The sequence below is a fragment of the Pedobacter sp. 05L430 genome (assembly GCF_056397585.1).
This window is the reverse complement of sequence record NZ_JBFTNT010000652.1, coordinates 1-399: the sequence shown is the minus strand read 5'-3', so window position 1 is coordinate 399 and position 399 is coordinate 1. Positions and strand designations below refer to the sequence as shown.

At 34.6% G+C, this 399-nt stretch carries 1 protein-coding gene; it reads right to left on the bottom strand.

Features of this window, described 5'->3' with window-relative positions; all coding sequences use genetic code 11:
• Positions 1-399 (bottom strand): LysR family transcriptional regulator (locus tag AC1DG9_RS27810; RefSeq protein ID WP_477635804.1); only part of this gene is annotated, 399 nt, incomplete at both ends.

Genomic DNA, 399 nt, shown 5'->3' with positions numbered 1-399 from the left:
CATTCAAATTTTTGATGATCTACTGGCAATGTTGTCACACCAATATCCACTTCATCATTAAGTATAAGGTTTTCAGTCGTCTTACCACCACTTTCGATTAAGTTGTACGTGATATTCGGATAAAGTTGATGAAAGTCTCCTAATACGCCAATAAATTTACGCATGCTCATCACTGCAGACATACTAATAGTGATATGACCTGTTTCTAAACCATACAAACTATTAATTTCAGTGGGCAAATTATCATATAGTGCGATGATTTCTTGACATTTCTTGAAAAAAATTTTACCTGCATCAGTAAGTACTAAACTTCTTTTACTCCGGTCAAATAAAGGGACAGCCATCTCTGCTTCAATATCCTTAATTGCTTTACTGATAGTTGGTTGCGCAATATACAAG